The 23,054-nt window shown below is 63.9% G+C and carries 22 protein-coding genes; 12 read left to right on the top strand and 10 right to left on the bottom strand.

Going from position 1 to position 23,054, the window contains the following annotated elements:
- Nucleotides 1-82 precede the first annotated feature (82 nt).
- Nucleotides 83-403 carry a hypothetical protein gene (locus tag ACMGF5_RS22920; RefSeq protein WP_046786060.1) on the top strand — a complete coding sequence of 107 codons (321 nt, stop codon included), beginning with the start codon at nucleotides 83-85 and terminating at the stop codon, nucleotides 401-403.
- Nucleotides 404-538: 135 nt separating this feature from the next.
- Nucleotides 539-1,354: a substrate-binding periplasmic protein gene (locus ACMGF5_RS22915; RefSeq protein ID WP_119687109.1), complete on the top strand. Its 816-nt coding sequence runs from the start codon at nucleotides 539-541 to the stop codon at nucleotides 1,352-1,354.
- A 33-nt stretch (nucleotides 1,355-1,387) separates the two neighbouring features.
- On the opposite strand, the gene ACMGF5_RS22910 is transcribed toward ACMGF5_RS22915, so the two are convergent.
- Genes ACMGF5_RS22910 through ACMGF5_RS22895 form a run of 4 tightly spaced genes read right to left on the bottom strand, consistent with a single transcriptional unit; the run spans nucleotide 1,388 to nucleotide 6,484 of the window.
- On the bottom strand, nucleotides 1,388-2,401 hold the full coding sequence (locus ACMGF5_RS22910) for an XdhC family protein (RefSeq protein ID WP_414157255.1): 1,014 nt from the start codon (nucleotides 2,399-2,401) through the stop codon (nucleotides 1,388-1,390).
- 13 nt (nucleotides 2,402-2,414) lie between these two features.
- On the bottom strand, nucleotides 2,415-3,761 hold the full coding sequence (locus ACMGF5_RS22905) for a c-type cytochrome (protein WP_414157254.1): 1,347 nt from the start codon (nucleotides 3,759-3,761) through the stop codon (nucleotides 2,415-2,417).
- Nucleotides 3,762-3,779: 18 nt separating this feature from the next.
- On the bottom strand, nucleotides 3,780-6,029 hold the full coding sequence (locus ACMGF5_RS22900) for a molybdopterin cofactor-binding domain-containing protein (protein ID WP_414157253.1): 2,250 nt from the start codon (nucleotides 6,027-6,029) through the stop codon (nucleotides 3,780-3,782).
- Complete coding sequence (locus ACMGF5_RS22895) at nucleotides 6,029-6,484, bottom strand: (2Fe-2S)-binding protein (protein WP_046786065.1); 456 nt, start codon at nucleotides 6,482-6,484, stop codon at nucleotides 6,029-6,031. The genes ACMGF5_RS22900 and ACMGF5_RS22895 overlap by 1 nt, the downstream gene beginning before the upstream one ends.
- Nucleotides 6,485-6,743: 259 nt before the next feature.
- On the opposite strand from ACMGF5_RS22895, the gene ACMGF5_RS22890 reads away from it, so the two are divergent.
- Both ACMGF5_RS22890 and ACMGF5_RS22885 read left to right on the top strand, forming a co-directional pair.
- The gene (locus tag ACMGF5_RS22890; RefSeq protein WP_414157252.1) at nucleotides 6,744-8,930 is read left to right on the top strand and encodes an OsmC domain/YcaO domain-containing protein; all 2,187 of its coding nucleotides are present in this window, start codon (nucleotides 6,744-6,746) and stop codon (nucleotides 8,928-8,930) included.
- Nucleotides 8,927-9,688: a hypothetical protein gene (locus ACMGF5_RS22885; protein WP_115274667.1), complete on the top strand. Its 762-nt coding sequence runs from the start codon at nucleotides 8,927-8,929 to the stop codon at nucleotides 9,686-9,688. Before ACMGF5_RS22890 ends, ACMGF5_RS22885 begins: the two co-directional genes overlap by 4 nt.
- On the opposite strand, the gene ACMGF5_RS22880 is transcribed toward ACMGF5_RS22885, so the two are convergent.
- Complete coding sequence (locus tag ACMGF5_RS22880; RefSeq protein WP_115274668.1) at nucleotides 9,685-9,984, bottom strand: hypothetical protein; 300 nt, start codon at nucleotides 9,982-9,984, stop codon at nucleotides 9,685-9,687. The two genes, ACMGF5_RS22885 and ACMGF5_RS22880, sit on opposite strands and share 4 nt — an antisense overlap.
- Before the next feature lie 178 nt (nucleotides 9,985-10,162).
- Here ACMGF5_RS22880 and ACMGF5_RS22875 point away from each other — a divergent pair, with 178 nt between their 5' ends.
- From ACMGF5_RS22875 to ACMGF5_RS22860, 4 genes are all read left to right on the top strand, one after another.
- Nucleotides 10,163-10,591 carry a DUF2231 domain-containing protein gene (locus ACMGF5_RS22875; protein WP_039601936.1) on the top strand — a complete coding sequence of 143 codons (429 nt, stop codon included), beginning with the start codon at nucleotides 10,163-10,165 and terminating at the stop codon, nucleotides 10,589-10,591.
- Complete coding sequence (locus tag ACMGF5_RS22870) at nucleotides 10,588-11,880, top strand: PQQ-dependent sugar dehydrogenase (RefSeq protein ID WP_119687102.1); 1,293 nt, start codon at nucleotides 10,588-10,590, stop codon at nucleotides 11,878-11,880. The genes ACMGF5_RS22875 and ACMGF5_RS22870 overlap by 4 nt, the downstream gene beginning before the upstream one ends.
- A 75-nt stretch (nucleotides 11,881-11,955) precedes the next feature.
- Entirely contained in the window at nucleotides 11,956-12,534 is a 579-nt protein-coding gene (locus ACMGF5_RS22865; protein ID WP_414157251.1) for a hypothetical protein, read from the top strand.
- Nucleotides 12,535-12,696: 162 nt separating this feature from the next.
- Nucleotides 12,697-13,215: a DMT family transporter gene (locus ACMGF5_RS22860; protein ID WP_115274670.1), complete on the top strand. Its 519-nt coding sequence runs from the start codon at nucleotides 12,697-12,699 to the stop codon at nucleotides 13,213-13,215.
- Here ACMGF5_RS22860 and ACMGF5_RS22855 read toward each other — a convergent pair whose 3' ends face one another.
- A complete protein-coding gene (locus tag ACMGF5_RS22855; protein ID WP_414157250.1) occupies nucleotides 13,216-14,124 on the bottom strand; it encodes a LysR family transcriptional regulator in 909 nt (302 codons plus the stop codon). It abuts the gene before it with no gap.
- 165 nt (nucleotides 14,125-14,289) lie between these two features.
- Between ACMGF5_RS22855 and ACMGF5_RS22850 the strand changes: the two genes are divergently transcribed.
- From ACMGF5_RS22850 to ACMGF5_RS22840, 3 genes are all read left to right on the top strand, one after another.
- A complete protein-coding gene (locus ACMGF5_RS22850) occupies nucleotides 14,290-15,504 on the top strand; it encodes a YeeE/YedE family protein (protein ID WP_414157249.1) in 1,215 nt (404 codons plus the stop codon).
- A 109-nt stretch (nucleotides 15,505-15,613) separates the two neighbouring features.
- Complete coding sequence (locus tag ACMGF5_RS22845; protein WP_346641007.1) at nucleotides 15,614-16,588, top strand: quinone oxidoreductase; 975 nt, start codon at nucleotides 15,614-15,616, stop codon at nucleotides 16,586-16,588.
- 24 nt (nucleotides 16,589-16,612) lie between these two features.
- The gene (locus ACMGF5_RS22840) at nucleotides 16,613-17,533 is read left to right on the top strand and encodes a LysR family transcriptional regulator (protein ID WP_346641008.1); all 921 of its coding nucleotides are present in this window, start codon (nucleotides 16,613-16,615) and stop codon (nucleotides 17,531-17,533) included.
- A gap of 60 nt (nucleotides 17,534-17,593) precedes the next feature.
- Here the strand turns inward: ACMGF5_RS22840 and ACMGF5_RS22835 are convergent, their stop codons facing one another.
- Together ACMGF5_RS22835 and ACMGF5_RS22830 are read right to left on the bottom strand one after the other, a co-directional pair.
- Entirely contained in the window at nucleotides 17,594-17,923 is a 330-nt protein-coding gene (locus ACMGF5_RS22835) for a hypothetical protein (protein WP_012314670.1), read from the bottom strand.
- A 75-nt stretch (nucleotides 17,924-17,998) separates the two neighbouring features.
- The gene (locus ACMGF5_RS22830; RefSeq protein ID WP_039604687.1) at nucleotides 17,999-18,649 is read right to left on the bottom strand and encodes a DUF998 domain-containing protein; all 651 of its coding nucleotides are present in this window, start codon (nucleotides 18,647-18,649) and stop codon (nucleotides 17,999-18,001) included.
- Nucleotides 18,650-18,872: 223 nt separating this feature from the next.
- On the opposite strand from ACMGF5_RS22830, the gene ACMGF5_RS22825 reads away from it, so the two are divergent.
- Nucleotides 18,873-19,622, top strand: a complete 750-nt coding sequence (locus ACMGF5_RS22825; RefSeq protein WP_046786073.1) for a FadR/GntR family transcriptional regulator — start codon at nucleotides 18,873-18,875, stop codon at nucleotides 19,620-19,622.
- Nucleotides 19,623-19,801: 179 nt separating this feature from the next.
- On the opposite strand, the gene ACMGF5_RS22820 is transcribed toward ACMGF5_RS22825, so the two are convergent.
- Both ACMGF5_RS22820 and garD read right to left on the bottom strand, forming a co-directional pair.
- The gene (locus ACMGF5_RS22820) at nucleotides 19,802-21,382 is read right to left on the bottom strand and encodes an aldehyde dehydrogenase (NADP(+)) (protein ID WP_046786074.1); all 1,581 of its coding nucleotides are present in this window, start codon (nucleotides 21,380-21,382) and stop codon (nucleotides 19,802-19,804) included.
- A 117-nt stretch (nucleotides 21,383-21,499) separates the two neighbouring features.
- Nucleotides 21,500-23,053 (bottom strand): galactarate dehydratase, encoded by a 1,554-nt coding sequence (garD, locus tag ACMGF5_RS22815; protein ID WP_115274676.1) that lies wholly within the window; start codon nucleotides 23,051-23,053, stop codon nucleotides 21,500-21,502.
- Nucleotide 23,054: the final 1 nt, after the last annotated feature.

Below are 23,054 nucleotides of genomic sequence, written 5' to 3'. Positions count from 1 at the left end.
TCACCTGGCGCCTGGAAGCGTTCTGGGTTGGTCGGTGACTTTCCTGCAACTGCTCCTTTTATAGAGAAACGGAGATTCGAAGATGACCGCCACCGACCGTCTGAGCCTGCTTCAGTATGAGCACCTGGGCCTGGACGATGTTGCCGCCGCTGAATTCAAGGTCGCTCTGGGTGAACTGCGCAAGTTGGCACTGGGTGACCGTTACGAACACCACGCCGCGCTGCATCTGGGCGATATCGCCGAAGCGGAAAACCGTCAGCAACTGGATCAGACCAAAAACTGGGGCATAGGCTTCCTGCAGGGGCTGAGCTGCGCGCAAACGCTCACCGAAGAGCAAGTCAAGGCACTGCGCGGCGTGTTCCAGGCGGCCGCCAAGCGGTCTTTGGCGCGCATGCCCGGATAAATTTCTGGCAGCCAGCGGATTCTCGTCCAGACTCTGTAGAGCATGCGGGCAGCAGTACAGCAGACGTGCACAGGATGTGGCAGCCTTTCGCGACCACGGCTGGCCGCCTAAGGCCGCATGCACCGAGGGTTGTAGATGGTCGAGCGGTGGTCCGGCCGGTCTTTGCTGCTTTCGTTTTCCCTGATTCTGTTGCCTCAGGCCTGGGCAGCGGAGGATGTGTGTCGGCAACTGACGGCCACCGGCAATCCGGAATATCCCCCTTACTTGTGGCGCGACCCGAACGACCCCCAGCGACTGATCGGTGCCAACGCCGACCTGCTTGACTACCTGGGCCAGGCGCTCGGTGTGAAAATGCAGGTGGTCTACGGCGGGCCATGGTCGCGGGCTCAGGAACAGGTGCGCAAAGGCCGTATCGACTTGATGGCCGGTTACTTCCTGACCCAGGCGCGTCAGCAGGAGGCGGACTTCATCAGCCCGCCGTTCTTGCATACGCCAAGTGTTGTCTGGGTGCGCCAGGACGCTGCCTTTGCCTACCGTGGCTGGTCAGACCTGAAGGGGCGCAAGGGCGGCACCCTGGTCAGCAACAGCCACGGCCAAGAGTTCGACGATTACGCCAGGGCCAACCTAACGCTCGAAGCCGTTCCCGGTGCCAGGCAGGCGTTCGAGAAGCTGCTGCACAAGCGCAACGACTACCTGATCTATGAGCAGTACCCCGGCATGGCGCTGGCGCGCACGCTGGGTATGGACAAGCAATTGAAGGTGCTCGATCCGCCGGTGTCCAGTGAAGGCCTGTACCTGGCGCTGTCCCATGCATCGCCGTGCAACCAGCCCAGGCTGCGTGAGCAACTGGCGCAAAAAATGAAGGAAATCGTTTCTGGCCCGCTGCCTGGGCAGCTGCTGGCGAAGAACCTGGAGCGCTGGAAGCAGGAGCAAGCGGGCGGGCAGCATTGAGGCACGGTGTGCTGGCATTGGCGCACGTTCACCTCATGCACTGGCTTCCCGAGCCCGTTTGGCCTTGGTCACATCGACCGCGCTGGGCAAGGCAACGCCGTTCTTGATGGCAAGAACCTGCGCCATGACGCTGACCGCGATCTCTGCAGGGGTCTTGCTGCCGATATAGATACCGATGGGGCCATGCAGGCGTTCGAGTGAGGCTTGCGTCTCACCGAAGTGCTCGATCAGCCGTTCGCGGCGCAGCTGGCTGTTACGCCGGGAACCGATCGCACCGATGTAGAAGGCTGTGCTGTGCAAGGCTTCGAGCAAGGCCAGGTCGTCCAGCTTGGGGTCATGGCTCAGGCCAATGATGCAACTGCGCAGGTCGGGGGCAAAGGCCCTGACCACATCGTCCGGCATGCCGACTATCTTCTCCACGCCCGCGACATTCCAGCCATCCATGTATTCGCGGCGAGGGTCGCAAACGGCCACCTTGAAGCCGTTGAACAGCGCCATGGTCGCCAGGTACTCGGCCAGTACCCCGGCACCGATCAGCAGCATGCGGTAGCCGGGGCCCAGGGTATTGACCATGCGTTGGCCATCGAAGCTGAACTGCTCGGGTGCGTGCGTGGCGGCCAGGCTTACGCCACCGGTGCCGAGGTCCAGCTCGCGACGGACCCGGTTGCCAGCGTCCAGCTGCGGCAGAAGCTGCTCAAGGCTGGGCAATGAAGGGCTGAACTCGAGTATCAGCTCCAGGGTCCCGCCGCAGGGCAGGCCAAAGCGATGAGCCTCGTCGGCACTGACGCCATAACGCACCACGCGCGGCGGCCCTTCCGGCATGCCTTCGCCGTTGTAGGCAGTGGTGTAGCGGTGCACCAGGTCATCCTCGATGCAGCCACCGGAGACGCTGCCAATGACCCTGCCATCGCCACGCAGGGCCATCATCGAGCCCACCGGCCTGGGCGACGAACCCCAGGTGCGGGCTACGGTCGCCAGCAGCACCCGCTCGCCGGCCTGGAGCCAGTCACGGGTGGTGCGCAGGACCAACAGGTCGATGCTTTCCATTGACAGTGTTTCCTCAGCGCATGTGCAAGATGATCGGGCTGCTGCTGGCCGGGTCGGTATCCCCGCGCAGCTTGCTGACGGCCTGCGCGTCGACCGCACCGCCGTGGTTGCCCCAGGTACTGCGGACAAAGCTCAGCACCTGGGCGATCTCCTGGTCCGACAACTGCTCGCGGAACGCAGGCATGCGGTAGGCATCCGGCAGCCCGGCGGCGACGATACGTTGCGAGCCATTGAGGGTGATGTTGATCGCCGAAGCATTCTCCTTGGCCAGCGCCGAGGTGGACCCCGCCAGCGGCGGCATCCACTCTGCCTGGCCCTTGCCATCCAGGCCATGGCACGTAGCGCAGCGGGTCACGTAGGTGTGGGCGCCGGGGCTGTTCAGGCGTTCACCGGCAGACACTGCCTGATACTGCCACGGCGCGCCGTCACGTTGGGGGTCGGCCGGCAACGATTTGAGGTAGCGGGCGATCGCTGCCAGGTCGTCATCGCTCATGAACTGGGTGGAATTGTTGAACGCCTCGGTCATCGACCCATAGACCACCGCATGCTGGTTGCGCCCGTGCTTGAGGAACTGCACGATCTGGGCCTCGCTCCAGCGGCCCAGGCCGGTGTTGTGGTCGTTACGCAGGCTGGGTGCGTACCAGCCGTCGAGCAGCGCGCCGGCCAGAAACGGCTTGCCACCTTCATCCAGGGCTTTTTCGTTGAAGGCCAGGCCCCGTGGGGTATGGCAACTGCCACAGTGGCCGGGGCCCTGAACGATATAGGCGCCTCGGTTCCACACCGCGTCCTGCGCCGGTTTGGCCGCATAAGGTTCGTCTGCTGCGAACACGCCGTTCCACAGCGCGATCGGCCAGCGCATGTTCAGTGGCCAGGGAATGTCGCTGGGGATGTTCGCCTGTTGTGCAGGCTGTACGCCTTTCATGAAGAAGGCATACAACGCCCGCACATCGTCATCGCTGAGCTTGGCATATGAGGGGTAGGGCATGGCCGGGTACAGCCGTCTGCCCCCCGGTGCGACACCGTGGCGCACAGCGCGGTCGAAGTCGGCAAGGCTGTAATGGCCGATACCGGTCGCGGGGTCGGGAGTTACATTGGTGGCGTGTATCGCCCCCAGCGGTGTGGCCATTTCCAGCCCACCGGCAAATGGCTTGCCGTCGGGCAGGCTGTGGCAGGCGACGCAGTCGCTGAGCCTGGCCACGTACTCACCACGGCTGACCAGCGCCGGGTCGAAGCTGGCGTTCTGTTCGGTGACGAAGGGCGAAGCGGGCTCACGGGTGACATACCAGGCCAGCAGGCCTGCAGCGACCAGGCACGGCAGCGCCAGCCAGCCTGCGGTTCTTGCGAATCGACTGTGGGTCATGGGGCGGTCCTTGTCCGGTCAGCTGAAGGTATGGCGGCTCATGGGCAGGCTGCGGATGCGCTGGCCTGTGAGTTGCGCCACCGCGTTGGCCACTGCTGGCGCCACCGCAGGCAACGGCGGCTCGCCAATGCCCCCCATCTTCGCGCCGCTTTCGACAATGCGCACATGCACCCGGGCCATGCGCGAGGCAGGCAGGATCGGATACAGGTCGTAGTTGCGCGCGCGCGGCTTGCCATCGATGTATACGGCTTCCTCAACCAGCGTCTGCGACAGGCCAAGGGCCACGGCGCCGTTGACCTGGGCTTCGATGATCGCTGGGTTGACGATGCTGCCGGGGTCGATCGCCTGCCAGATGTCGTGGACTTTCACTTGGCCATCTTCGATCGACACTTCGGCGATCACGGCGGCCTCCGAGCCGAACGGCGAAGCCATGGCCACGCCACGCGCCCGTTTGCTGCCGTCTGCAGCGGTGAACGGCCCGCGCTTCCAGCCACCGGACAGTTCACCCACCGCTTGCAGCAGGTTGGTCAGGCGCGGGTTGTCGCGCAGCAGGTGCAGGCGCAACTCAAAGGGGTCTTTACCGCCTTTGTCAGCCAGCTCGTCCAGGAAGGACTCATAGAAGAAATCGTTCAGCGAGTTGCCCACCGAGCGCCAGTAACCCAGCATGGCCGGGCCCTTGACGTAGATCTGTGCGATGCGCTTGTTGGCGATGGCGTAGGATTTGCCCGACAGCCCTTCGAGCGCCGTCGGGTCGATTTTCTCGCCTTGCTTGCCCGCCAGGGCCTCGGTCGGCCCCTCTGTGGCACTCACCGCTTCGATAGCCACTGGCAGGCCATCGGCATCCAGCCCTGCGCGGAACTTGACCACCGCAACCGGCCGCAGCACATCGCGCAGGAATTCTTCCTCGCGGCTCCAGATCAGCTTGACCGGGCGGCCGACGGCCTTGGCCAGCAAGATGGCCTGCGGGTAAGGGTTGGCCGAGTCATACAGGAAGTGGCGACCGAAGAACCCGCCCAGAAGCGGCGAGTGCAGGGTGATCTGTGCAGGATCCAGGCCGGTGCGTTTGGCGATGTCGTCACGGAACATGTCCGGCGCCTGGTTGGGCAGCCAGACCTCCAGCGAACCGTCGGGGTTGAAGCACGCCAGTGCCGACGGCGGCTCCAGCTGGGCATGGTTGAGATACTGGTTGTGGTAGGTGGCCTCGACCTTGGTTTTGGCATTGCCCAGTGCAGCGGCCACATCGCCTTCGCTTTCGTCGTCCTTGGCGGGGCCTGTCTGGGCGGCCAGGTGCTCGCGCCAGGCATCGCTGGAGAAGTCGGCGGGCATCGCGCGTACCTGGCTGTCGGCGCCCGGCTCCTGCCAGTCCACCTGCAGCGCCTCGACCGCACGCTTGGCGTGCCACCAGCGTTCGGCCACCACGGCAACGGCGCCTGGCAATTGATGCACCGAGTGCACGCCTTTCATGGCCTTGACCTGGTCTTCGTTGCGCAGGCTGCCCACGGTCATACCAAGGCGCGGGGCATGCTGCACGGCGGCGTGGAGCATGCCGTCGAGCGTGATGTCGATGGTGTAGAGCGCTTTGCCGGTGGATTTGTCGTAGGCATCGACACGGCGCACCGGCTTGCCGATCCAGCGGAACTGGCTGGGGTCGCGCAGCGTGATGCCCGCTGGGTTCGGTACCGGCAGGTCCATGGCCCGTTCAGCCAGCTCGCCATAGGCCAGCGAACGGCCCGAGGCGGCGTGCAGCACCTTGCCAGGTTCGGTGGACAGTTCGCTCACCGGTACGCCCCATTGCTCGGCGGCGGCTTGCAGCAGCATGGCCCGGGCGAGGGCGCCGAGGCGGCGCATGGTCGGGTAGCTCATGCGCACCGACATGCTGCCGCCGGTGATGCGCATGCCGTTTTCCATCACTACGTAGGCTTCGCCCGGCGGGGCACTGTCGACCACGAACGTGGCAGGGTCCGCGTCCAGTTCTTCGCCGACGATCTGCGCCATGGCGGTGTAGGTGCCTTGGCCGCCTTCCATGAACGGGCAGAGCAGGCGTACCGTGCCGTCCTGGCGGATTTCCAGGAATGCAGGTACCTGGGTGCCGCGTTCCTGGGCAGCGGCCGTCGCCGCTTGGACCCGGCTGACGCCCAGCGGCAGGCCGAAGCCCAGGACCAGGGCGCCTACGGCGGTACCGGCGAGAAAACGCCGACGCGACAGGTTGACCGTTTCGCCCGGCGGCAGGTCGAGCAGCGCTGCAGGGTTATCGACAGGCGTATTCATCAGGCCTTCTCCCCTTGGGCGAGTTCGTGCACGGCGGCATGGATGGCGTTATAAGTGCCACAGCGGCACAGGTTGACCATCGCCGCATCGATTTGCGCATCGCTCGGTTGCGGGGTGTGCTTGAGCAGCGCGGTGGCCGCCATCACCTGCCCGGACTGGCAGTAACCGCATTGGGCCACCTGATGCTCGACCCACGCGGCCACCACGCGCTTGCCCACCGCATCGGCCTCGATGGCTTCGATGGTGGTCACTTCACGCCCGACCACTCCGGCCACCGGCGTGACACAGGCGCGCACCACATTGCCGTCCACCAGCACCGAGCAGGCGCCGCACTGTGCCAGGCCACAGCCGTACTTGGTGCCGGTCAGGCCGAGGTCGTCGCGGATCACCCACAGCAACGGCGTGTCGGCGTCGGCCTCGACCTGGTAGGTCTTCTGGTTGATTCGAAGTTCCATGGCTCACCTGCTGATCATCGGTTGTGATTATGTTGCCGTGCAGGGAATACGTTGTTCCCCAATCCGCAAACGCTAGCACAGCGGGGTGAGCGGCGGCCTGCCGTGTACGGCAGGTTCAGAGAATCAGGCAAGCAATCCGGCGAAATGCGCAATCAAGTGCCGCAGCGGTGGGCGGCACAGACAAACAGGACTTCCAGCCGAAAAAACCGGATAATGCCGGCCAATTTCGTTTTGCACGCTTAAATCACGGTGTTCCCGCATGGAAATCAAGGTCAACTTTCTCGACAACCTTCGTCTTGAAGCCAAATTCGACGACTTCACGGTGATCGCCGACCAGCCGATCCGCTACAAAGGCGATGGCTCGGCCCCGGGGCCGTTCGACTATTTCCTTGCCTCATCGGCCCTGTGCGCCGCCTATTTCGTCAAGTTGTACTGCCAGACCCGGGATATCCCTACCGAAAACATCCGCCTGTCGCAGAACAACATCGTCGACCCCGAGAACCGCTACAACCAGATCTTCAAGATCCAGGTCGAGCTGCCGGAGGACATCTCTGAGAAGGACCGGCAGGGCATCCTGCGCTCCATCGACCGCTGCACGGTCAAGAAAGTGGTACAGACCGGCCCCGAGTTCATCATCGAGCAGGTGGACAACCTCGATGCCGACGCCCAGGGCCTGCTCATGCCGGTGGCCGACACCACCACCTACATCGCCGGCAAGGACCTGCCGCTGGAGCAGACCATCGCCAACATGTCGGGCCTGCTCGCCGGGCTGGGCATGAAGATCGAGATCGCCTCGTGGCGCAACATCGTGCCCAACGTCTGGTCGCTGCACGTGCGCGATGCGCAGTCGCCGATGTGCTTCACCAACGGCAAGGGCTCGACCAAAGAGGCCGCGCTGGCCTCGGCGCTGGGTGAATTCATCGAGCGTTTGAACTGCAACTTCTTCTACAACGACCAGTTCTGGGGCGAGGACATCGCCAACGCGCCGTTCGTGCACTACCCCAACGAGCAGTGGTTCAAGCCGGGCCCCAAGGACGCGCTGCCAGCCGAGGTCCTCGACGAATACTGCCTGCAGATCTACAACCCGGACGGCGAGCTGCGTGGTTCGCACCTGTATGACACCAACTCGGGCAATACCGCGCGTGGCATCTGTTCGCTGCCGTTCGTGCGCCAGTCGGACGGGCAGGTGGTGTACTTCCCGTCCAACCTGATCGAAAACCTGTTCCTCAGCAACGGCATGAGCGCAGGCAATACCCTGGCCGAAGCGCAGGTGCAGTGCCTGTCGGAGATCTTCGAACGGGCCGTGAAGCGTGAAATCCTTGAGGGCGAGTTGTGCCTGCCGGATGTGCCGCAGGAGGTGCTGGCCAAGTACCCAGGCATCGTCGCAGGCATCCAGGGGCTGGAAGAGCAGGGCTTCCCGGTGCTGGTCAAGGACGCGTCGCTGGGCGGTGAATTCCCGGTCATGTGCGTGACCTTGATGAACCCGCGTACCGGCGGCGTGTTCGCCTCGTTCGGCGCGCACCCAAGCTTGGAGGTGGCGCTGGAACGCAGCCTTACCGAACTGCTGCAGGGCCGCAGTTTCGAGGGGCTCAACGACTTGCCGCAGCCGACCTTCGAAAGCCACGCGCTGACCGAGCCGAACAACTTCGTCGAGCACTTCATCGATTCCAGTGGTGTGGTGTCGTGGCGCTTCTTCAGCGCCAAGGCCGACTTCGAATTCGTCGAGTGGGACTTCTCCGGCCATGGCGAAGACTCCAACCTCCAGGAAGCCGCGACCCTGTTCGGCATCCTCGAGGGCATGGGCAAGGAGGTGTACATGGCTGTGTACGACAACCTCGGCGCCAACGCCTGCCGCATCCTGGTACCGGGTTACTCGGAGATCTACCCGGTCGAGGACCTGATCTGGGACAACACCAACCGTGCGCTGGGGTTCCGTGCCGACATCCTCAACCTGCACAGCCTGGACAACCGTGCACTGCGGGCGCTGCTCAAGCGCCTGGACAACTGTGAGGTGGACGACTACACCACCATCACCACGCTGATCGGTGTCGAGTTCGATGACAACACGGTGTGGGGCCAGTTGACCATCCTTGAGTTGAAACTGCTGATCTGCCTAGCGCTGAAGCGTTTCGAGGACGCCAAGGAGCTGGTCGAGGCGTTCCTGCAGTTCAACGACAACACTGTCGAGCGCGGTTTGTTCTACCAGGCCCTGAATGTGGTGTTGGAAGTGGTGTTGGATGATGAGCTTCAGATGGAGGACTACGAGGCCAATTTCCGCCGCATGTTCGGCAACCTGCGCATGGATGCAGTGCTGGGTTCGGTGGACGGTAGCGTGCGCTTCCATGGCCTGACCCCGACCAGCATGAAGCTGGAGGGGCTGGACCGCCACCTGCGCTTGATCGAGAGCTACAAGAAACTGCATGCCGCCCGGGCCAAGGCGGTGTGACAAGGCTCGAGCCGCTCGACCTGCCTCTTCCCGATTACCCCGCACCGGGCCTGATTGGCGAGGCCCTGTACCTGCGCTACGCGGCCTTAATGGCGCAAGCGGCTAATAGGTCCGCGCCGCTGGCCGATGACGCAGTGCGTCATGAAGGCCGGCGCCTGGCCAGCGATCTGCTGGGCCAGGCAATCACCTTGGGCAGCAGCAAAGCCCACGAAGGTTCGGATGAGATCTACTGGTTGGTGCAGAGCGCTGCTATCGCCTCCTTGTTCGCCGATGGCGCCCAGTGCGCCGAGTTTGCCCGGTACAGGCGGCACGTGGCCTATTACTCGGAAGGCTGCCGTACGGCGGGACAGGTCAATGCTTTCGACCGCTACGTGGCCGCCAATGGCCAGCCTGCAGTCGAAGACGAGGTGCAGTCCCGCTCAGCGGATGACCACTACCGGGTAATGGTGAGGCCGTGGGAGGCTGGAAATACGCATTGGGTCTATTCCCCGCGTGTTCTCGATACCCACCAAGGCACTTGCCTGCTGAGCTTCCAGGATACCTGTTGGTCAGCGGACGTCAGCACCTGGCATAGCGGCTCGACCGTCGAACTGGCATTGCGCAAGTACCCAAGCCACCGCGCGCGCGACGGCATACGCGTGATCATCGACTGTACAAAACGGTGTGCGCTGCTGGAGGCCGGCGGTGAAATCGAACTGGCGGATCTGGAAGCCGTGCTGGACGCCCGGCTTGAGGGGGCGGAACCCGGCAGCCGCTAGTTCTTGCACTTGGCCATGACCACCTGGCAGGTCCTGGGCGTTCCGCCGGACCGGCCGGCATAGCGGATGCAATTGTTCATCGACTTGTGGCGGGCCATGCTCAAGGTATCGCCCCACGCCAGGCCGCCTTCTCCCATAGTGGGCACGGCCTTGGCGAAACAGTTCGAGCCCAATGCCGCTGTCTGGTAGCGAGCCTGGCTGTGCTTGTTCGAACATCCGGCAGTCAGTGCCATGCTGAGGCTAAGCAGGGCATATGCGGCCCACAACGCGTACGGTCGTGCTTTATCAGCGCTCATGCCATTTGCCTCTGGTGGAAAGGGGGTGAAGTCTTTCAGGATATTTCTATCAAGCCAAGCGGTGAACTAACCGGACGTCAAGGTGATCCTTTGCTAAGCGCACCCCGCGCACGCCTGACGGACCGGGCACTCGCGCCTGTCCGCCAGCCCCGGGTCACTGACTGAGTAAGGAGGCGCCGTGACCGCTACCGAGCAAACCCTCTACCGATGCACGCCCAGCCCGCTGCACGCAATCTTGCTGGCCGGCACGGTCCCGCTGTTTCTTGGCGCATTGCTGAGTGACATTGCCTATTTCAAGAGCTACCAGATCCAGTGGAGCAACTTCGCCTCCTGGTTGATTGCCGGCGGCCTGCTGTTCTGCGGGCTGACGTTGCTGTTCGCGCTGGCCAACCTGGTCCGCGCCGAGCGCAAGGGCGGGCGGCCGACGCTGTACTTTTTGCTGTTGCTGGTGACTTGGGTACTAGGGCTGGTCAATGCCTTCGAGCACGCCAAGGATGCCTGGGCAGTGATGCCAGCGGGCCTGGTGCTGTCTTTGATCGTGACCGTGCTGGCCTGCGTGGCGGCCTGGCTGGGTATGAGCAACCTGCGTTCGGGAGGTGCGGCATGAAACCTTTGCATGCATTGCCTGTATTGAGTGTAGCGCTGTTGTTGAGCGCCTGCGGTGGGGAAGGCGAGGCCACCCAGGCCCTGGGCCCCGACCCGAAATTGCCGGCCCCCGAGCGTGGCCTGTTGCCGAGCATGAAGATCGCCCAGCCCGCACACTGGGGCGAGCAGAAGCCGACCGTGCCTGAGGGTTACAGCATCACAGCCATTGCCACTGACCTGAAAATTCCGCGGCAGAGCCTGGTACTGCCCAACGGTGACATTCTGGTGGCCGAAGGCCGGGGCGGCAGTGCGGCCAAGCTCAAGCCCAAGGACGTCATCGCCAGCCAGATCAAGGCCAAGGGCAATACCCAGGTCAAGGGTGGCAACCGCCTGACACTGCTGCGAGACGCCGACGGCGATGGCACCTACGAGGTGCAGACGGTGTTTGCCGAAAACCTCAACGCGCCTTATGGCCTGGCCTTTGCTGATGGCAAGCTGTACGTGGCCAACCAGGACGCGCTGGTGCGTTTCGACTATCAGGAAGGCCAGACCCAGGCGGGCGGCCCGCCGACCAAAGTCACCGACCTGCCGGCCCAGATCAATCACCACTGGACCAAGGCGCTGACCATCAGCCCCGATGGCCGCTACCTGTATGTGGGTATCGGCTCGAACAGCAATATCACCGAGCGGGGCATGGAAGCCGAAGTCGATCGCGCCATGGTCTGGCAGGTCGACGCTGCCACCGGTGCGCACAAACCCTACGCCACCGGCTTGCGTAACCCGACGGCGCTGGCCATCCAGCCTGGCAGCGGGCAGCTGTGGACCGTGGTCAACGAGCGCGATGAACTGGGCCCGGACCTGGTGCCGGACTACCTCACTTCGGTGCGCGAAGGTGGCTTCTATGGCTGGCCGTACAGCTACTGGGGGCAGAACGTCGATGAGCGGGTGAAACCGCAGAACCCGGACAAGGTGGCTGCCGCAATCAAGCCCGATTACAGCCTCGGTTCGCATGTGGCCGCGCTGGGCGTGGACTTTTCCATACCGGCCATGGGCGAGCGCTTTGCCGACGGCGTGTTCGTGGGCGAGCACGGCAGCTGGAACCGGCCAAACCCTGTGGGCTACAAGGTGATCTTCGTGCCGTTCAGCAACGGCAAGCCTGCCGGTGAACCGATCGACTTCGCCACCGGCTTCCGGGCCGAGGATGGCCAGACTCGCGGCCGGCCGGTCGGTGTGACGGTTGACCCTCGGGGGGCACTGATCATCGCCGATGATTTGGCCAATACCGTATGGCGGGTCACGCGCAATCGGTAAGTCCAGCTATGGTGTAGGAGCGGCGCGTGAAGCGTTCACGCGCCTGTCCGGTCTTGAACACAGGGAAGCAGGCCTATGAATGCTCTTTGTACACTCGCTCGCGCTGTTGCGCTTGCCACGCTCGTCGGTACCGCCAGTTACACGGTGCAGGCTGCCGATATACCCATTGCCAATGAAGCACTGGAAAGTCATGTGACCACACAGGTCACCGCCATCGACCAGGCCAACCGGCAGGTCACGGTCAAAGGCCCTGACGACAAGGACGTGACGTTCCAGCTCACGGAAAAGGCCAAGGCGCTGCCCAACCTCAAAGTCGGTGACCAGGTCGATATCTACGTGACCCGTGCGGTGGCCTATGTACTCAACACAGAGGTGGGCGGGGCGCCCAAAGCCAGCGATGAGTCTGGAACCATCCGCGCCACCAAGGACAACCCCAACCCGGGCGGTGAGGCATTCCGCCAGGTGCGGGTAACGTCGCAGATCAAGAAGATCGACCTCAAGACCCATGAGGTGAGCCTGCTACCGCCGGAAGGCAAGTTGCAGGTGGTCAAGGTCGAGGACCCTGAACTGCAGGCCCGAATGAAAAACCTCAAGGTCGACCAGACGGTCGATGCGATCTACACCGAAGTACTGCGGATCGAGACATCCCGCTGACCTCTCGCCGGCTTTTTCGCGGGCGACCCCGCGAAAAGGTCGGCGTCATCGATCGGTATCCATCATTCATGTGGCGAATAATCCGAGTGCAGGATTTCGATTTCCATAACGCCCGTCGATTTTCAGATGATGTACCGACCCTGTCTTCAGATGAGTGCATCCATGCCTAACAAGGCCCTGCTTATTGCGTTTCTTCCCTTGGTTTTGGCGCTGCTCGCCGGAGTCGTGCTGCCCTACCAGGCCGCCAGCAACGCGGCCGTCGGTCGTGCGCTCGGGCACTGGCTTTGGGGCGCGTTCACATCATTGACGGTCAGTTCCATTGTGGTCATCGCAGCCTTGCTGGTTTTGCGGGTACCGCTGCCTGACCTGGGCAAAGCATTGCAAGGCCCATGGTGGCTGTGGATCGGCGGGGTGCTTGGCGCACTGTACGTCGCCGCTGCCGCCGCCTTGACCCCCAAGCTGGGCACTGCGGGCTTTCTGGTGCTGGTGGTGGCGGGGCAGATTCTAACGTCGGTGATTGTCGACCACTTCGGCCTGATGGGCGTTGCCAGCAAACCGGTGAGCCTGCCAAGGCTTGCGGGGGTGGTTCTGATACTCGTCGGAGTGTTCTTGGTGCAGAGCACCTGGGCTGCAGGCCCGGCGGCTGCCAAGACGGCCATCGTCAAACAGCCCGAAGGCTGATCAGCGACCGGGCTGGCAACAGGCCCAGACCGCCTCCCGCAGCCAGCGATGCCCTGGATCACTGTCTTTTCTGGTGTGCCATGCCTGCTGATAGGCCAGGTTCGGAATTGGCAAGGGCGGAGCGAACTGGCGCAGGCCCTTGTGTGGCCGCATTGGGCCCACCGCGCGCTTGGCCACGGTAAGGATCAGGTCGGTGCCGCCGAGCACTTCGACGGCGGCGCTCCAGTGCGGCAGCGCCAGGGCAATGCGCCGGCGCAGGCCCCGTTCACTCAGCGCGCGCTCGATCTCGTCATGGGCGTCCGGGCGCATGGCCATGAGCACGTGCGGCCGTGCCAACCAGTCATCCAGTGCAAGGCCACCTTTGGCCGGCAGCACCTGACGGTCGGCGATGCTGACGAAGCTGTCCTCGAACAGTGTCTGCGCGGTAATGCCCTGCGGCAGCTCGGGGAAGATGCCCAAGGCGAGGTCAAGTTCGCCATCGAGTAACTGCGCCATCATCGCCTCGCGGCTGGCCTGGCTGATGGCAAGGTCTACGCCCGGTGCTGCCTGGCGCAGGTGACGGACCAGTGGCGGCAGGATGATCCGCGAGGCGTAATCGGACAACGACAGGCGGAACCTGCGCTGAGCCAGAGCGGGTTCGAAGCGTGGTGTGGCCAGCAGGCTGTTGAGGCTGCCCAGCGCGTCCTGCAAGGGTTTGATGAGGGACTGGGCGCGTGCGGTCAGGGCCATGTGACCGTTCTGGCGGATCAGCAGCGGGTCGTCGAAATGTGCGCGCAGTTGCGCCAAGGCATGGCTGACTGCCGGTTGGCTGCGGTGCAGGCGGATGGCAGCGCGGGTTACGTGTTTTTCGCTGAGCAGCGCATGCAGGGCCAGCAGCAGGTTGAGGTCGATCTTGCGCAGTTCATCCATGGTGCGAATGGCCAGGGTGGCTTTTGGGGGCGTCGTATCAGCCTAACAGATGTGCGCACTGCTGAGCGGGCAGCCCGCTGCCACTTATGAAAGCCACCCAAAGCAGCATTGATCGAACCCCGGCGCTATAATCGCCCCCCGTTTTACAGTAATCCGAGCATTCCGATGGGTCTTTCCGCAACCGCAACACCCGAACCGCGCCGCCTGGGCGCCCCCTTGATTGCCTTGGCCCTGCTGCTGGCTGGTGCCTGGTTCCTCAACCTCAATGCCGGGTTCAAGCAGGTACTGCTGCTGATCGTCGGCGCCGCCCTGGGGCTGACGCTCTACCACGCAGCGTTCGGTTTCACCTCGGCCTGGCGCGTATTCATCAACGAACGACGAGGCGCCGGCCTGCGTGCGCAGATGGTCATGCTGACCCTGGCCGTGCTGCTGTTCTTCCCGGCGTTGTCGGCTGGCAGCCTGTTTGGCAACCCGGTGACCGGGCTGGTGGCGCCAGCCGGGGTTTCTGTGGTGTTTGGCGCGTTCATCTTCGGTATCGGCATGCAACTGGGCGGCGGTTGTGCCTCGGGCACGCTGTTCACCGTCGGCGGGGGCAACGCCAGAATGCTGGTGACGCTGCTGTTCTTCATCATCGGCTCGGTCGCTGCCACGCACCATGCTGACTGGTGGTTCGCCTTGCCATCGTTGCCGGCCACCTCGATCGTCCAGGCCTGGGGGGTAGCGCCGGCGCTGCTGGCCAGCGTGGCGGTGTTCGCGCTGATCGCCTTGGCCACGGTGGTACTGGAAAAGCGCCGCCACGGCGGCCTCGAAGCCCCTGTGAGCAGTGAGCACCAAGGCCTGCGACGCTTCCTGCGTGGCCCATGGCCGTTGCTGTGGGGCGCTATTGCCCTGGCCTTGCTGAACTACACCACCCTGGCCCTGGCCGGGCGCCCGTGGGGCATTACCTCCGCATTTGCCCTGTGGGGCGCCAAGACCCTCTCCAGCCTGGGTGTGGACGTCGGCAGCTGGGTGTTCTGGCAGTCGCCGGCCAACGCCAAGGCGCTGGCAGCCCCGTTGTGGCAAGACGTGACCACCGTCATGGACCTTGGCATCGTGCTGGGTGCGCTGCTGGCGGCTGGCCTGGCCGGGCGTTTTGCGCCGAGCCTGAACATCCCGTTGCGCTCGCTGATAGCCGCAGTGCTCGGTGGCCTGCTGCTGGGCTACGGTTCGCGCCTGGCTTATGGCTGCAACATTGGCGCTTACTTCAGCGGCATCGCTTCGGGTAGCGTGCATGGCTGGCTGTGGCTGGTTGCGGCCTACACCGGGAACATCATTGGCGTGCGTCTGCGCCCATTGTTCTTTGCCGGTGAGCGCCGGCCAGCGGCGCTGACGGGCTGCTGATAACACTTTGCTTCATCGGGTGCAGGAATCATCTGCACCCAACCTGATTGTTCGATTCCTGCCGACTAATTAGCCTGAGTCGGTCTTTCACTCCCTCAAGGAATCGAACATGGCGACCCGAATTGTGTTGAGCGCTACCGGCGCTACCGACGTCATGCGCCTGCAACCCCTGCAAATCCAACGACCAGGGCCTGGCGAGGTCTGGCTGGAGCAAGCCGCCATAGGCGTCAACCCGCTGGATGTGCTGCAGCGTCAAGGCGGTGCACCGCTGCTACTGCCATCGGGGCTAGGCCTGGAGGGTGCCGGGCGCGTCGTCGCGATGGGTGAGGGTGTACACAATGTTAAGGTCGGCGACCGTGTCGGTTATGCCACAGGCCCCGTGGGCGGCTATGCGAGCGGCCGGTTGTATCCTGCCGAGCGTCTGGTGCATCTGCCGGAGGAGGTAAGCTATGAAGCTGCCGCTGCCATCCTGTTCAAGGGGATCACTGCACAATACCTGCTCAAGACGACTTACCCGGTCGGGCCCGGCACCCAGATACTGCTTTATGGCGCCGCCGGCGCGCTCGGCCAGCTGATGGTACCGTGGGCGCGGCACCTGGGCGCAACGGTGATTGGCGTGGTATCCCGACCACAAAGCATGGCGCGCGCGCAGGCAGCGGGTTGTCACCATGTGCTGGTGTTCGATGCTTCGACGCTGGCTGGTCAGGTGCATGAACTCACCCGGGGCCAAGGCGTGGATGTGGTGTATGACAGTGTCGGCAAGGTCTCGCTGCAAGCGTCCCTGGACAGCCTGCGCCTGCGTGGGCTGCTGGTATCGTTCGGTGCGACCACGGGCACCCCGGCAGCGATCGAGGTTGGCACCCTCAACGCTAAAGGCTCGTTGTACGTGACCCGGCCATCGCTGGCCGCCCATACCCGCACAGTGGAGGAATACCAGCAGCGCGCAGGCGACGTGCTGTCGGCAGTCGCCGAAGGTATCATCCAGCCACGGGTATGGCGCCGCTACCCGTTGGCCGAAGCAGCCAGGGCCCACGAAGACCTGGAACAGGGGCTGTCGGAAGGGGCGCTGATTCTCACCACTTGACTGACCCAGCCACAGAGCCTTGCCATGGACGCCTTTGACAGCCGCCGCGCCGATGAACTTGCCACCTTGCTGGCCCTGCACGAGCAGGGCTCTTTCTCGGCCGCCGGCCGCCAGTTGGCGCGCCACCCCACAGTACTGTCCAAACGCCTCAGCGCACTGGAACAGCGCCTTGGCATTCGCCTGGTGGAACGCACCACTCGGCAACTGCGCTTCACCGATGAGGGCGAACGCCTGGTGGTGCGTGTGCGCGAGGCCAGCCGGCTGATAGCAGAGGCAGAGCAGGAGGCTACCGAGGGTGCGGCGTCGGTGCGCGGGCGCCTGCGCCTGGCCTTGCCTGCGGCGATGGGGCGACGCTGGTTGAGCGGCATGCTGGCGGACTTTGTCCTGGCCCATCCGCAGGTGACACTGGAAGCCGAGTATGCCGATCGCTTCGTCGACCTGGTCGGGGAAGGTTTTGATGCCGCCATACGCATCGGTGAACTGGCCGACAACCGCCTGGTGGCCAGCAAGCTTTGTGACCACGTACGCATCCTCTGTGCCTCGCCGGACTACTTGGCGCGCCAAGGCGAACCGGCAAAACCAGAAGACTTGGCAAAACATAATTGCTTGGGATTCAGCGGCTTACGATCATTTCCTGAATGGCGGCTCACCCGTGGAAACCATCAGGTGAGTGTGAAGATCAGTGGGTCATTGCGCAGCAATGACAACGAAGCCCTGTTAGAGGCGGCGCGCCGGGGCGTGGGCATCCTCGCTGGCGGTGACTGGTTGATGGGTGAGGACCTGGCCGCCGGTCGCCTGCTGCGGGTACTTGCGCAATGGGAGTTGGATGCGGCGGCCGGGATCTATCTGGTGCGACCATCGGCACGCTTGAACACGGCCTCGTTGGGGGCGTTCAAGGTATGGGTCGCGGAGCAGTTCAAGGAGGGCCCGCCATGGCGGCGCTAGGGCTGGCCTGCTTCAGATAAAGCATTAAATAAGCTATATAAATTACTGATATATATAGTTTTAGCGCTTTGCAACTGCATGCTGTACGCATTGCTCGTAGTAGGTCTGCTTGATGGCTGCCGGCTTGAGCCGCGAGCGGCTGTTGTACGTCTGTTCAGTGATGCCGAAGGCGGTCATGCGCATCCATGGTTTGGCGAACCGGCGTACTTGAAGTTTCTTTCGCGTGGCATACAAGGTCACACCGGAAAGCTTGGCCTGCTGGGCCTCGGCGGCGATCTGCGACCCCCAGCCACAAACATGGCGGTCGTTCTGGCTCAGCGCTCTGGCCTGGGCGCCGAAGGCAGTCGTGGCCAGCAGGCAGCCGGCCACCATCGCTAGAAATACTCGCATGTTGCTGTCCTAAGCATCTGAAGAGGAACGGAGTTTGCCTTCGCTTCAAGTGCCGGGGGGCCAGTATTTTTCAGGTCAGGTGGTGGCGATGCGCAGGCGATTTGCCAGCGTGGTCCGCAGACTGTGCAGGGCAAGTCCGGTGACCCAGAGCACGGAAACGGCATAGTTCAGCCGTTGGAACAGGCCGAACAGTCGACCGCTCTGCGCCGCCTGGGCCATCAGGACAACAGTGGCTACCGCAGCCACCACACAAATCAGGGAAAATGCCCCTAACGCACGCGAGCCGGCCACGCCTTTCCCGCCCCATACCCAGAGCGCACTGGCCAGGGTCAACGAGAGAAACATCAGCAAGCCGGACACGTTGTGCAGTTGCTGAGACAGGGAGGGTTGCGCAGGCGCACAGCCTTGATCGCAGGGAAAAAAGCCGGTGCCCAGGCTGCCGAGCCCATGCAGCAGTACCAGTGCCGCGCTGGCAAGGGCGAGCTTCGAGCCCCGCCAGCGCCGGGCCAGACCCCAGGCGAACAGGGTAAACAGCACAGCGAGGGGGAAGTTGTTGAGCAGGGGTGACCAGCGTTGGGTTGGGGCGCCCACCGCGCCTAGCTGGCTCATGGCCTGCTGCAGATGATCGTAGCCCGGGTAGGCTTGGGCGGTGAACCAAACGCCAAGCAGCAGCCAGAGCGGGATGATCAGCCCGCAGCAGAGCAGGCAGCGGTCGAAGGTTTTCATCAGCGGTTTTCCTTCCATGGAGTGACCAATCGATGCGTATACAGTACCGAGATGGATGCCGTCTGTCCTGGCCTCTTCGCAGGCAGGTCCGCTGCCGCACTCCTTATTTCTGCCATCCCCCTATGCCGGGGACGTTGTGTTGATAAATACCGCGTCTGGTGTATGTGATCGTACAACTGCTTGCGCTATCATGACGGCTGTCTTTCAAGGTGAAAAACAGGGCATGACAGAGCAACAGGTACAGGCAAAGACCCGGCGCAAGCCGCGCAGTCTGGCCCAGGAACTGGTCACGGTGCTGACCGAGCGTATTCGCAGCGGCCAGCTCAAGCGCGGCGACAAGTTGCCGACCGAATCGCAGATCATGGCCGAGGAGGGCGTCAGCCGCACCGTAGTGCGTGAGGCCATCTCGAGGCTGCAGGCCGCCGGTCAGGTCGAGACCCGCCATGGCATCGGCACCTTTGTGCTGGACACGCCTGCCACGGGGGGCTTTCGCATCGACCCGGCCACCGTGGTCACGCTGCGTGAGGTGCTGGCGGTACTGGAGCTGCGCATCGCCCTGGAGATCGAGTCGGCAGGCCTTGCGGCGCAACGGCGCAGCGATGAAGAGCTGGCAGGCATGCGTGCGGCGCTGGACGAACTCAACGAGGGTGCCGCCCATGCCACCGATGCGGTGTCTGCGGACTTCCAGTTCCACCTGCGTATCGCCCAGGCCAGCGGCAACCACTACTTTGCCGACATCATCAACCACCTCGGTACCAGCATCATCCCGCGTACCCGGCTCAACTCGGCACGCCTGGCGCATGATGACCAGGCGCACTACATGGGCCGATTGATGCATGAGCACGAGGCGATCTACGAAGCCATCGCCCGAAGCGACAGCGAAGGGGCCAAGATGGCCATGCGCATGCACCTGAGCAACAGCCGTGAGCGGTTGCGCCAGGCGCATGCGGAGGCTGAGGCGCAAGGGGTTTGAATTCACCGGTGGCTGTGCTGGCCCTATCGCCGGCAAGCCGGCTCCCACAGATACCCCGCTGCTCTCAAGCTCAGCGCTAACCCAGTGGGCGTCGGCTTGCCGGCGACAGGGCCGGTAAATCCAATGCAAGACTCAAAAGAAAGCCCCGCAAATACGGGGCTTTCATCGCATCAGGGCGTTCAGATCGCCCCGTCACTCCACTGCCCATTCACCAACCGGCGCAGGCCCAGCGGGTTGTTGTCACGCAGTGCCTCAGGCAGTAGCGACTGCGGGTAGTTCTGGTAGCACACCGGGCGCAGGAAGCGGTCGATGGCCAGGGTGCCGACGGACGTACCACGGGCATCGGAGGTGGCCGGGTAAGGCCCACCGTGGACCATGGCGTCGCACACTTCCACACCGGTCGGGTAGCCATTGATCAGGATGCGGCCAACCTTTTCCTCCAGCAGCGGTACCAGCCAGGCAAATGCTTCGAAGTCTTCAGGCTCACCGATCAGCGTGGCAGTCAGCTGACCACGCAGGCCGAGCAGGGCGGCGCGCAGCTGCGCGTTGTCCTGAGCTTCAACGGCAACGGTAGTCGGGCCGAACACTTCTTCCTGCAGCAGCGGGTCGGCGTCCACCAGCAAACGGGCATCAGCCTTGAACAGTTGTGCCCGCGCCTGGCTACCTTCCTGAGGTTGGCCTGCCAGGTGTTCGATGCCAGCGTGGGCCTGCAGGTGCTCCAGGCCGCCCACGTAGCTGCGCAGGCCACCGGCGTTGAGCAGGGTCTGGCCGGCTTGCTGGTCCAGGTGCTGGCCGAGGTCGGCGAGCAACTGGCTGAACTGTGGCGATTGCAGGCCGATCACCAGGCCAGGGTTGGTGCAGAACTGGCCAGCACCCAGGCACACGGAGCCGGCCAGCTCGCGGGCAATGGCGTCGCCACGCTTGGCCAGCGCGCCCGGCAGAATGATCACCGGGTTGATGCTGGACATCTCGGCGAATACCGGGATGGGTTGCGGGCGTTCGGCGGCCATGCGGCACAGAGCGTCCCCGCCCTTGAGCGAGCCGGTGAAGCCGACTGCCTGGATAGCCGGGTGCTTGACCAGCCACTCACCGACGCCACCGCCAAACACCATGTTGAAGACGCCCTTGGGCATGCCGGTGCGTTCGGCAGCGCGGACGATGGCCGCACCGACCAGGTCGGCCGTGGCCATGTGCCCGCTGTGCGCCTTGAACACCACCGGGCAACCGGCGGCGAAGGCTGCAGCGGTATCACCGCCTGCGGTGGAGAAGGCCAGCGGGAAGTTGCTGGCGCCGAACACGGCGACCGGGCCCACGCCGATGCGCATCTGGCGCAGGTCAACTCTGGGCAACGGCTGGCGTTCGGGCAAGGCCAGGTCGATGCGTGCACCGAGGTAGTCGCCACGGCGCAGCACCTGGGCGAACAGGCGCATCTGACCGCTGGTGCGGCCACGCTCACCTTGGATGCGCCCGGCGGGCAAGGCGGTTTCACGGCAGACCACGGCGACGAAGGCGTCGTCCAGCTCGTCCAGTTCCGCCGCAATGGCGTCGAGGAACTCGGCACGACGTGCCGGGGCCAGCTGGCGGAATTCGGCAAAGGCCGCTGCCGCCGCTTGGGCCGCCTGATCCACCTCGGCCTCGGTGGCTTGGGCGAAGCTGTAGGGCAGGGCCTCGCCAGTGGTGGCGTCCAGGCTCTGCAGGCGTTGCTCGCCAGCGGCGCTGCGCTGGCCGGCGATGAAGTTGTGGCCAAGAATCTCAGGCATGGTGTGCTCCTGTGTGTGGAAGGGTTGATCAGTGGGTGTCGCATGACCTGTGCAAGCCGGCAAGCTGGCTCCCACAGGCGGGCGTGTGCCATTGAAGTACCGGGCAAGGCCGAACCATCAGGTGATTGGCGCCGGATTGAACAGGGTGATGTCGTTGTGCAGCCGGTGTTGTTCTGCCCAGGTCTGCTTGCGGCCGCTGGCCACGTCCAGGTAGTAGTGGAACAACTCCCAGCCCAATTCCTCGATGCTTGAGCGGCCACTGGCGATGCGCCCGGCGTCGATGTCGATCAGGTCCGGCCAGCGTTGGGCCAGTTCGGTACGGGTGCACACCTTGACGACCGGCGCCATGGCCAAGCCGTACGGGGTACCGCGGCCAGTGGTGAATACGTGCAGGTTCATCCCGGCCGCCAGCTGCAGGGTGCCGCAGACAAAGTCGCTGGCGGGCGTTGCGCAGAAGATCAGGCCCTTGCGGTTTACCCGCTCGCCCGGCCCGAGCACGCCCTGGATGGCGCCACTGCCGGACTTGACGATCGAGCCCAGGGATTTTTCGACGATATTGGACAGGCCGCCTTTCTTGTTGCCTGGCGTGGTGTTGGCGCTGCGGTCGGCCGCACCTTGCTGCAGGTAGCGGTCGTACCAGTCCATTTCGCGCACCAGCGCATCCGCGACTGCCTGGTTTTCAGCGCGGGAGGTAAGCATGTAGATGGCGTCGCGCACCTCGGTCACTTCCGAGAACAGCACAGTAGCGCCGGCCCGCACCAGCAGGTCGGCGGCATAGCCCAGCGCCGGGTTGGCGGTGATGCCGGAGAATGCATCGCTGCCGCCACACTGCATGCCCAGGATCAGCTCACTGGCCGGTACGGTCTCGCGGCGGCGCTTGTCGAGCTTCTGCAAGCGCGTCTCGGCCAGGCCCATGATCTGCTCGATCATTTCAGTGAAACCAAGGCTGGCATCCTGCAGGCGATACAGCCAGGGCTCGCTGAGGTCTACCGAAGGGTCGTTGTCGTGCATCACCTGGCCGGCCTGCAGTTTCTCGCAGCCCAGGCTGATGACCAGCGCTTCGCCACCCAGGTTGGGGTTGCGTGCCAGGTTGCGCACGGTGCGGATCGGGATGTAGGCATCACGGGCGTTGATCGCCACGCCGCAGCCATAGCTGTGGGTGAGGGCGACCACGTCATCGACATTGGGGTATTTGGGCAGCAATTCGCTGCGGATGCGCTTGACTGCATGTTCCAGCACACCGGTCACACACTGAACGGTGGTGGTGATGCCCAGGATGTTGCGGGTACCGACGGTGCCGTCAGCATTGCGGTAGCCCTCGAAGGTGAAGCCATCCAGCGCAGGCAGGGGCGCAGGTACGGCATCGCAGCGCGGCAGGCTGTCCAGTTCCGGGGCAGACGGCATGGCCAGTTGGCTCTCCTGCACCCAGCTGCCCTGGCGCAAGTCTTCCAGGGCGTAACCGATGATCTGCCCATAGCGCCGCACCGGCTCGCCCTTGGCGATCCGTACGGTGGCCACTTTGTGGCTCTGCGGCACGCCTTCTACAAGGGTCAGCCCATCGGGGAAGCGCGCGCCTTCGCCCAGGCCGCCATCGTTGACCACTACCACGACGTTATCGTCGTCGTGCAGGCGGACGTAGCGGGGCGAGTCGGAATGTTCGATCAACTGCATG

This window comes from Pseudomonas sp. BNK-15 (assembly GCF_047456105.1).
GTDB classification, from domain to species: domain Bacteria; phylum Pseudomonadota; class Gammaproteobacteria; order Pseudomonadales; family Pseudomonadaceae; genus Aquipseudomonas; species Aquipseudomonas putida_E.
This window is presented reverse-complemented; position numbering and strand designations above follow the sequence as displayed.

Excerpts from the sequence above, each read along its gene's own strand:
- ACMGF5_RS22865 (WP_414157251.1), top strand. The coding sequence starts at position 11,956 with ATGAATGCTCTTTGTACACTCGCTCGCGCTGTTGCGCTTGCCACGCTC.
- ACMGF5_RS22845 (WP_346641007.1), top strand. The coding sequence starts at position 15,614 with ATGGCGACCCGAATTGTGTTGAGCGCTACCGGCGCTACCGACGTCATG.
- ACMGF5_RS22890 (WP_414157252.1), top strand. The coding sequence starts at position 6,744 with ATGGAAATCAAGGTCAACTTTCTCGACAACCTTCGTCTTGAAGCCAAA.
- ACMGF5_RS22870 (WP_119687102.1), top strand. The coding sequence starts at position 10,588 with ATGAAACCTTTGCATGCATTGCCTGTATTGAGTGTAGCGCTGTTGTTG.
- ACMGF5_RS22910 (WP_414157255.1), bottom strand. The coding sequence starts at position 2,401 with ATGGAAAGCATCGACCTGTTGGTCCTGCGCACCACCCGTGACTGGCTC.
- ACMGF5_RS22825 (WP_046786073.1), top strand. The coding sequence starts at position 18,873 with ATGACAGAGCAACAGGTACAGGCAAAGACCCGGCGCAAGCCGCGCAGT.
- ACMGF5_RS22880 (WP_115274668.1), bottom strand. The coding sequence starts at position 9,984 with ATGAGCGCTGATAAAGCACGACCGTACGCGTTGTGGGCCGCATATGCC.
- ACMGF5_RS22855 (WP_414157250.1), bottom strand. The coding sequence starts at position 14,124 with ATGGATGAACTGCGCAAGATCGACCTCAACCTGCTGCTGGCCCTGCAT.
- ACMGF5_RS22915 (WP_119687109.1), top strand. The coding sequence starts at position 539 with ATGGTCGAGCGGTGGTCCGGCCGGTCTTTGCTGCTTTCGTTTTCCCTG.
- ACMGF5_RS22905 (WP_414157254.1), bottom strand. The coding sequence starts at position 3,761 with ATGACCCACAGTCGATTCGCAAGAACCGCAGGCTGGCTGGCGCTGCCG.
- ACMGF5_RS22840 (WP_346641008.1), top strand. The coding sequence starts at position 16,613 with ATGGACGCCTTTGACAGCCGCCGCGCCGATGAACTTGCCACCTTGCTG.
- ACMGF5_RS22820 (WP_046786074.1), bottom strand. The coding sequence starts at position 21,382 with ATGCCTGAGATTCTTGGCCACAACTTCATCGCCGGCCAGCGCAGCGCC.
- ACMGF5_RS22835 (WP_012314670.1), bottom strand. The coding sequence starts at position 17,923 with ATGCGAGTATTTCTAGCGATGGTGGCCGGCTGCCTGCTGGCCACGACT.
- ACMGF5_RS22895 (WP_046786065.1), bottom strand. The coding sequence starts at position 6,484 with ATGGAACTTCGAATCAACCAGAAGACCTACCAGGTCGAGGCCGACGCC.
- ACMGF5_RS22860 (WP_115274670.1), top strand. The coding sequence starts at position 12,697 with ATGCCTAACAAGGCCCTGCTTATTGCGTTTCTTCCCTTGGTTTTGGCG.
- ACMGF5_RS22900 (WP_414157253.1), bottom strand. The coding sequence starts at position 6,029 with ATGAATACGCCTGTCGATAACCCTGCAGCGCTGCTCGACCTGCCGCCG.
- ACMGF5_RS22830 (WP_039604687.1), bottom strand. The coding sequence starts at position 18,649 with ATGAAAACCTTCGACCGCTGCCTGCTCTGCTGCGGGCTGATCATCCCG.
- ACMGF5_RS22850 (WP_414157249.1), top strand. The coding sequence starts at position 14,290 with ATGGGTCTTTCCGCAACCGCAACACCCGAACCGCGCCGCCTGGGCGCC.
- garD (WP_115274676.1), bottom strand. The coding sequence starts at position 23,053 with ATGCAGTTGATCGAACATTCCGACTCGCCCCGCTACGTCCGCCTGCAC.
- ACMGF5_RS22920 (WP_046786060.1), top strand. The coding sequence starts at position 83 with ATGACCGCCACCGACCGTCTGAGCCTGCTTCAGTATGAGCACCTGGGC.